At 63.9% G+C, this 6,567-nt stretch carries 5 protein-coding genes; 3 read left to right on the forward strand and 2 right to left on the reverse strand.

All coding sequences use genetic code 11. The features are described 5' to 3' along the window. The 3 genes from putA to BO1_RS47750 all read left to right on the forward strand — a co-directional run. On the forward strand, positions 1 to 3,732 hold a 3,732-nt coding region (gene putA, locus BO1_RS47740; protein WP_028223626.1), incomplete at its 5' end, for a trifunctional transcriptional regulator/proline dehydrogenase/L-glutamate gamma-semialdehyde dehydrogenase. A 140-nt stretch (positions 3,733 to 3,872) separates the two neighbouring features. Next, positions 3,873 to 4,208, forward strand: a complete 336-nt coding sequence (locus BO1_RS62235; RefSeq protein WP_028223627.1) for a BON domain-containing protein — start codon at positions 3,873 to 3,875, stop codon at positions 4,206 to 4,208. A 200-nt stretch (positions 4,209 to 4,408) separates the two neighbouring features. Beyond that, positions 4,409 to 5,029 carry a helix-turn-helix domain-containing protein gene (locus tag BO1_RS47750; RefSeq protein WP_281179264.1) on the forward strand — a complete coding sequence of 207 codons (621 nt, stop codon included), beginning with the start codon at positions 4,409 to 4,411 and terminating at the stop codon, positions 5,027 to 5,029. A 294-nt stretch (positions 5,030 to 5,323) separates the two neighbouring features. Here BO1_RS47750 and BO1_RS47755 read toward each other — a convergent pair whose 3' ends face one another. Together BO1_RS47755 and BO1_RS47760 are read right to left on the reverse strand one after the other, a co-directional pair. Then, positions 5,324 to 6,274 (reverse strand): oxidoreductase, encoded by a 951-nt coding sequence (locus tag BO1_RS47755; protein WP_028223629.1) that lies wholly within the window; start codon positions 6,272 to 6,274, stop codon positions 5,324 to 5,326. Positions 6,275 to 6,370: 96 nt separating this feature from the next. Continuing rightward, positions 6,371 to 6,567, reverse strand: a 197-nt coding sequence (locus tag BO1_RS47760; protein ID WP_028223630.1) for a type II toxin-antitoxin system RelE/ParE family toxin, incomplete at its 5' end; no start/stop codon positions are given.

Genomic DNA, 6,567 nt, shown 5'->3' on the forward strand with positions numbered 1-6,567 from the left:
CCGTTCCTCGAGTTCGCCCAGAACGTGCAACCGCAGTCGGTGCTGCGCGCGGCCATCACGGCCGCGTATCGCCGTCCTGAGCCGGAGTGCGTGCCGTTCCTGATCGGCGAGGCGCGCCTGCCCGCGAACCTGACCGGCGACGTCACGAAGCTCGCGACCAAGCTCGTCGAGGCGCTGCGCGCCAAGGGCACCGGCGGCGGCGTCGAAGGCCTGATCCACGAGTTCTCGCTGTCGAGCCAGGAAGGCGTGGCGCTGATGTGCCTCGCCGAGGCGCTGCTGCGCATTCCCGACCGCGCCACGCGCGACGCGCTCATTCGCGACAAGATCAGCAAGGGCGACTGGAAATCGCACGTGGGCCACGCGCCTTCGCTGTTCGTGAACGCCGCCACCTGGGGCCTCATGATCACCGGCAAGCTGGTGACAACCAACAGCGAGACGGGGCTGTCCTCGGCGCTCACGCGCATGATCGGCAAGGGCGGCGAGCCGCTCATCCGCAAGGGCGTGGACATGGCCATGCGCCTGATGGGCGAGCAGTTCGTCACGGGCGAGAACATCTCCGAAGCGCTTGCCAATAGCCGCAAGTTCGAAGCGCGCGGTTTCCGCTACTCGTACGACATGCTCGGCGAAGCGGCCACCACCGAAGCCGACGCGCAGCGCTACTACGCCTCCTATGAGCAGGCGATCCACGCGATCGGCAAGGCTGCGGGCGGGCGCGGCATCTACGAAGGCCCCGGCATTTCGATCAAGCTCTCCGCGCTGCATCCGCGCTACTCGCGCGCGCAGCAGGAGCGCACGATGAGCGAGCTGCTGCCGCGCGTGCGCGCGCTTGCTGTGCTCGCGCGCCGCTACGACATCGGCCTCAATATCGACGCCGAAGAGGCCGACCGCCTCGAGCTCTCGCTCGACCTGCTCGAAGCGCTGTGCTTCGACCCGGAACTGCAGGGCTGGAACGGCATCGGTTTCGTGGTGCAGGCTTACCAGAAGCGCTGCCCGTTCGTGATCGACTACATCGTCGATCTCGCGCGGCGCAGCCGTCACCGCATCATGGTGCGCCTCGTGAAGGGCGCGTACTGGGATACGGAAATCAAGCGCGCGCAGGTGGACGGCCTCGAAGGCTACCCGGTCTACACGCGCAAGATCTACACCGACGTCTCGTACATCGCCTGCGCGAAGCGGCTGCTCGGCGCACCCGATGCGGTGTATCCGCAGTTCGCCACGCACAACGCCTACACGCTTTCGGCGATCTATCACCTCGCGGGCCAGAACTACTATCCCGGCCAGTACGAGTTCCAGTGCCTGCACGGCATGGGCGAGCCGCTGTACGAGGAAGTCACGGGCCCGGTCTCGCAGGGCAAGCTCAACCGTCCGTGCCGCGTCTACGCGCCGGTCGGCACGCATGAGACGCTGCTCGCGTATCTCGTGCGCCGCCTGCTCGAGAATGGCGCGAACACCTCGTTCGTGAACCGCATCGCCGATGAAACCGTGCCGGTGAGCGAGCTGGTCGCGAACCCCATGGACGAAGCCGCGAAGGTCGTGCCGCTGGGCGCGCCGCACGCGAAGATTCCGCTGCCGCGCAATCTCTTTGGCGGTGAGCGCCAGAATTCGATGGGCCTCGACCTCTCGAACGAGCATCGCCTGGCATCGCTGTCTTCGGCGCTGCTCGCGAGCGCGCATAATCCGTGGCGCGCCGCACCGATGCTCGCCGACGTCGATGCCGCCGTCGGCACCGCGCGCGACGTACGCAATCCCGCCGATCATCGCGATCTCGTGGGCACCGTTGTGGAAGCAACGAGCGAGCACGTGAGCGCCGCGCTCTCGCACGCCGTGGTCACTGCACCGATCTGGCAGGCGACGCCCGTGGAAGCGCGCGCCGACTGCCTCGCCCGCGCCGCCGACCTGCTCGAAGCGCAGATGCATACGTTGATGGGCCTGATCGTGCGCGAGGCGGGCAAGTCGCTGCCGAACGCCGTGGCGGAAATCCGCGAGGCCATCGACTTCCTGCGCTACTACTCCACGCAGATCCGCGAAGAGTTCTCGAACGACACGCATCGGCCGCTGGGCCCGGTGGTCTGCATCAGCCCGTGGAACTTCCCGCTGGCGATCTTCATGGGCCAGGTGGCCGCCGCGCTCGCCGCGGGCAACACCGTGCTCGCGAAGCCCGCGGAGCAGACGCCGCTGATCGCCGCCCAGGCCGTGCGCATCCTGCGCGAAGCGGGTGTGCCCGCGGGCGCCGTGCAACTGCTGCCGGGCGATGGCGAAACCGTGGGTGCGGCGCTCGTCGCCGATGCGCGCACGCGCGCCGTGATGTTCACGGGCTCGACCGAAGTCGCGCGCCTCATCAACAAGACGCTGTCACAGCGTCTCGATTCGGACGGCCGCCCGATTCCGCTGATCGCCGAAACGGGCGGGCAGAACGCGATGATCGTCGATTCGTCGGCGCTCGCGGAGCAGGTCGTGGCCGACGTGCTGCAAAGCGCGTTCGACTCGGCCGGCCAGCGCTGCTCGGCGCTGCGCGTGCTGTGCCTGCAGGACGACGTGGCGGAACGCACGCTCGAAATGCTCACGGGCGCGATGAAGGAACTCGCGGTGGGCAACCCCGACCGCCTCTCGGCCGACGTGGGCCCGGTGATCGACACCGACGCGAAGCGCGGCATCGACACGCATATCGGCGCGATGCGCGAGAAAGGCCGCAAGGTCACGCAGATGCCCACGCCCGATAGCTGCGCGCAGGGCACCTTCGTGCCGCCGACGCTCATCGAAATCGACAGTCTCGACGAGCTCAAGCGCGAAGTGTTCGGCCCGGTGCTGCACGTGATCCGCTATCGCCGCAGCCAGCTCGACAAGCTGCTCGAGCAGATTCGCTCGACGGGCTACGGCCTCACGCTCGGCATCCATACGCGTATCGATGAAACGATCGCGCATGTGGTCGGCCGCGCGCATGTGGGCAATATCTATGTGAACCGCAACGTGATCGGCGCGGTGGTGGGCGTGCAGCCGTTCGGCGGCGAAGGGCTCTCGGGCACGGGGCCGAAGGCGGGGGGCGCGCTGTATCTCTCGCGTCTGCTGTCCAAGCGTCCGGCCGGTCTGCCGCAGTCGCTTTCGAAGGCGCTCGTGGTGGATGCACCGCAGGAAGACGCCGCGGACAAGCGCGCGCCGCTCTCGACGCCACAGTCAGCGCATTCGACGCTCACGGCGTTGCGCGACTGGCTCATCGCCGAGCGTGAGCCGGCGCTCGCCGCGCGCTGCGACGGCTATCTGCAATACGTGCTTGCGGGCGCACCGGCTGTGCTACCGGGACCGACGGGCGAGCGCAATACCTATACCCTTTCGGCGCGCGGCACGGTGCTGTGCGTGGCCTCCACGCCGACGGGCGCGCGTGCGCAGCTCGCCGTCGTGCTGGCCACGGGCAACCGCGCATTGTTCCAGGGCGCGGCGGGCGAGGCGCTCGTGAACGCGCTGCCGGCGGCGCTCAAGGCGCACGTCGCGGTGAAGAAGAGCGCCGATGCCGAGTTCGACGCCGTGCTCTTCGAAGGCGACAGCGACGAGCTGCTCGGCCTCGTGAAGGAAGTGGCTAGGCGTCCGGGTCCGATCGTGTCGGTGCAAGGCATCGGGCCGCAAGTGCTCAGGAGCGTCGATGAAGACTACGCACTCGAACGTCTGCTCACGGAACGTTCGGTAAGCGTCAATACGGCAGCAGCAGGTGGCAACGCGAGTCTGATGTCCATCGGCTGAGTTGACCCCAATGTGCCGCGGGTCCGTTGTGCCACTGTCATCTGGTTCGCGGTTGCAGTTAGGTGGAGCCTCCCGATATGGGGCAGCAACTTAATGCTGGAAATTTGGGAAATGCAGGTCAATCAACTGGAGAAAGAACAATGTCTACCCGGACTCTCAAAGTATGTGCAGCGTTGCTGGTTATAGTCATCGCGTCCGCTGCTTCGGCGCAGGGCGGGGGAGCGCCAATCTCGCCCGAGGCGGCTTCTGCCCTTGTGGCGTCGAAGGCGAGGGACAAACAGCTGGCCTCAGACGTCCTCACCGCGATCCAGGGCGCTGGTGTCGATGACTCAAAGGTGAAGGTACGCGCGTACCACGGGACAGTAACGCTTCGTGGCTCAGTGCCGCAGGCTGACCAGATCCAGGCAGCTTCCGTGGCAGCCGCGACCGTCAAGGGCGTAACGACCGTGAAGAACAAGCTGCACGTGCGTAGATAAATGCGAAGGTGATCGGCGGGGCTCGACAGGCGCGAGCCCTTCGGATCAGGATGAATCATCGATGCAGTGACCCGATATCGTGCGCTTCGTATGGCTAGAGTGATCGCGGAGATTCACACGAAGGCGCGCTTTACCGATATCGTTACTCTAGGAGTCCTTTTCATTTTTGGCGCGCTATCAGTAATAACGCAAGGATGCGTATGTTAAATCGCAATGCGCGAAGCCTTTCCAAACTCGGGGCACGCATCCGGTCCATACGCAGGTCTCTTGGCATGACGCTTGATGACGTCGCGAGAGCGGCGGGAATTTCTAAGCCATTCCTGTCACAGGTCGAGCGTGCCCGCGCGGCGCCTTCGGTATCGTCGCTGACCAGAATCGCTGACGCCATCGGAGTGTCGGCAAATTTTCTGCTCGCAGCCGCCGTAACGGGATGCTATGTTCAGCGCGCCGGCGAAATGCGTTTTGTTAAGGACGACGGGTCGGGAGCGAAACACGCATATCTATCAGTCGCGACCGCGGACCATGCGCTTGACGTGATCATGACGCGTGTGCCGTCTGGTCACGTGTATTCGCCGGAGGCCGCAAACACATCTGAAGAGTTCATCCATGTGCTTGCGGGAGAGCTGCTGATGTCGGTCGACGGAGAATCCACACGACTTACATCTGGTGACAGTGCGTACCTTCACTCACTGACGATCTGCACCTGGACAAATCCATCGGAGGTAGAGGCGGTGGCTCTCCGGGTTCGGGTGCCGGGGCTGTCCCGCCAGGCTGCGAATGCGCCGGGACGCGCCAGCGGGACGGAGCACGAAACTGCGTGAAAGGACGGAACTCGTAGCGAGACACCGCAAAACTGGCGCAAGCGGTTCGCGAAGTTGAATTAGACTGTTCAGATTGCATGCTCTGGAACGCTGCAGAAGCGGTGAAAATCCGAGTAAATTGAGAGGGACTAAGGTACATTGCGGCACCCTTGGTCTTGCGTCAGTTTTTCGTATCGAATCAGCAGACCATCCATATCATTTAACATAATTAAGATGATCAAATTTTTTGATTAGGATTCAAGATTTAATGATTAGTGTCTCGCGACCCATGTTTGCCACAATCCGCGGCGGACGCTATCCAGTCGCGGTTCGAGTTAGCGATTCACAGGCCTGCCAGAGGCGTCTTGCATCGGTTCCGTTTCTTGCCTGACTGGCGACGTTGGCCGGTCCCACAACCTGACCGCGTGTTTCGAATAATCCGAGTGGACCATAGTAGCCGCCGTCGACGACATCGACCGCTGTGGCGGCGTAAAGCGTCGAAAGTGCGCCGGTCTGGTCACTGTTAAACAGCGTATAAATCAGGCTGCCTAGCGCAGACCGGATCATCGGGCTTGCGCCAAAATGGTCGGCACGGAACAGATTCGTATTGGCAACGCCGGGATGCGCGGCAACTGACATTACGGGCGATCGTGCGGCGCGCAACCGGCGATCGAGTTCGAACGCGAACATGAGGTTGGCGAGCTTCGACTGTCGATAGGCGGTCATCGGCTTGTAATGACGCGTTGCCTGAAGGTCGTCAAAGTCGAGCCGCCCGGTCTTGTGTGCGACAGAGGCAACTGTCACCACGCGTGGCCGCTGGCCAGACACTTTTGCCGCCATCTCGAGCGCAGGCAACAGCAGGCGCGTCAGGGCGAAGTGCCCAAGTACATTGGTGCCGAACTGCAATTCGAAGCCATCGACCGTTTCGAGGCGCCGGCGGGGCGCCATGACGCCCGCGTTGTTGATGAGGATGTCGAGCGGCCGGCCTTGCTTGAGTTCGCGCTCGCAGAAGGCGCGCACCGAAGCAAGGCTTGCGAGATCTAGCCGCTGGAGCGTCAATGGAGCGTCTGCCAGTTCCCTCTGCAGGCGGGACAGGGCATCGGCGCCGCGCTGTTCATCACGGCAGGCGAGCACGACTTCCGCGCCTTTGCGGGCCAGCATTGCAGCGGTGTGATAGCCAATGCCGCTGTTGGCCCCTGTGATGATGACACGCCTGCCGTGCTGAGGCGTGATGTCGTCGATGCTCCACGGTTTGTTCTGGTTCATTGGCGGTTGTCGAGGGCAGACCGTTAACCGGAGGCAATGCTGATTGGCGTACTGTCGCGCGCGGCATGTGCTGGACAGGGCCGCCGTGCGGCCCCGTTACATCAGGCGAAGCACGATTCTTTGGAGGAGCGACGGCAGGTCGCGTCGCACATCGACCACGAGATGAACGAAAACGGTATCGTCACGGACCTGATAAATGATCCGGTTTTTGCCGGATAGCGCTTGCCGGAAACCGTCCTCCAGGAAGCCCTCAAGCTCGGCAGGCGCATGACCGCTAGCGGGGAACTGGCGGA

This window comes from Paraburkholderia oxyphila NBRC 105797, from assembly GCF_000685075.1.
In the GTDB taxonomy this organism is placed as follows: Bacteria; Pseudomonadota; Gammaproteobacteria; order Burkholderiales; family Burkholderiaceae; genus Paraburkholderia; species Paraburkholderia oxyphila.

What these genes read in the sequence shown, in the direction of transcription:
- BO1_RS62235 (WP_028223627.1), top strand. Translation starts at nt 3,873, where the DNA reads ATGTCTACCCGGACTCTCAAAGTATGTGCAGCGTTGCTGGTTATAGTC.
- BO1_RS47750 (WP_281179264.1), top strand. Translation starts at nt 4,409, where the DNA reads ATGTTAAATCGCAATGCGCGAAGCCTTTCCAAACTCGGGGCACGCATC.
- BO1_RS47755 (WP_028223629.1), bottom strand. Translation starts at nt 6,274, where the DNA reads ATGAACCAGAACAAACCGTGGAGCATCGACGACATCACGCCTCAGCAC.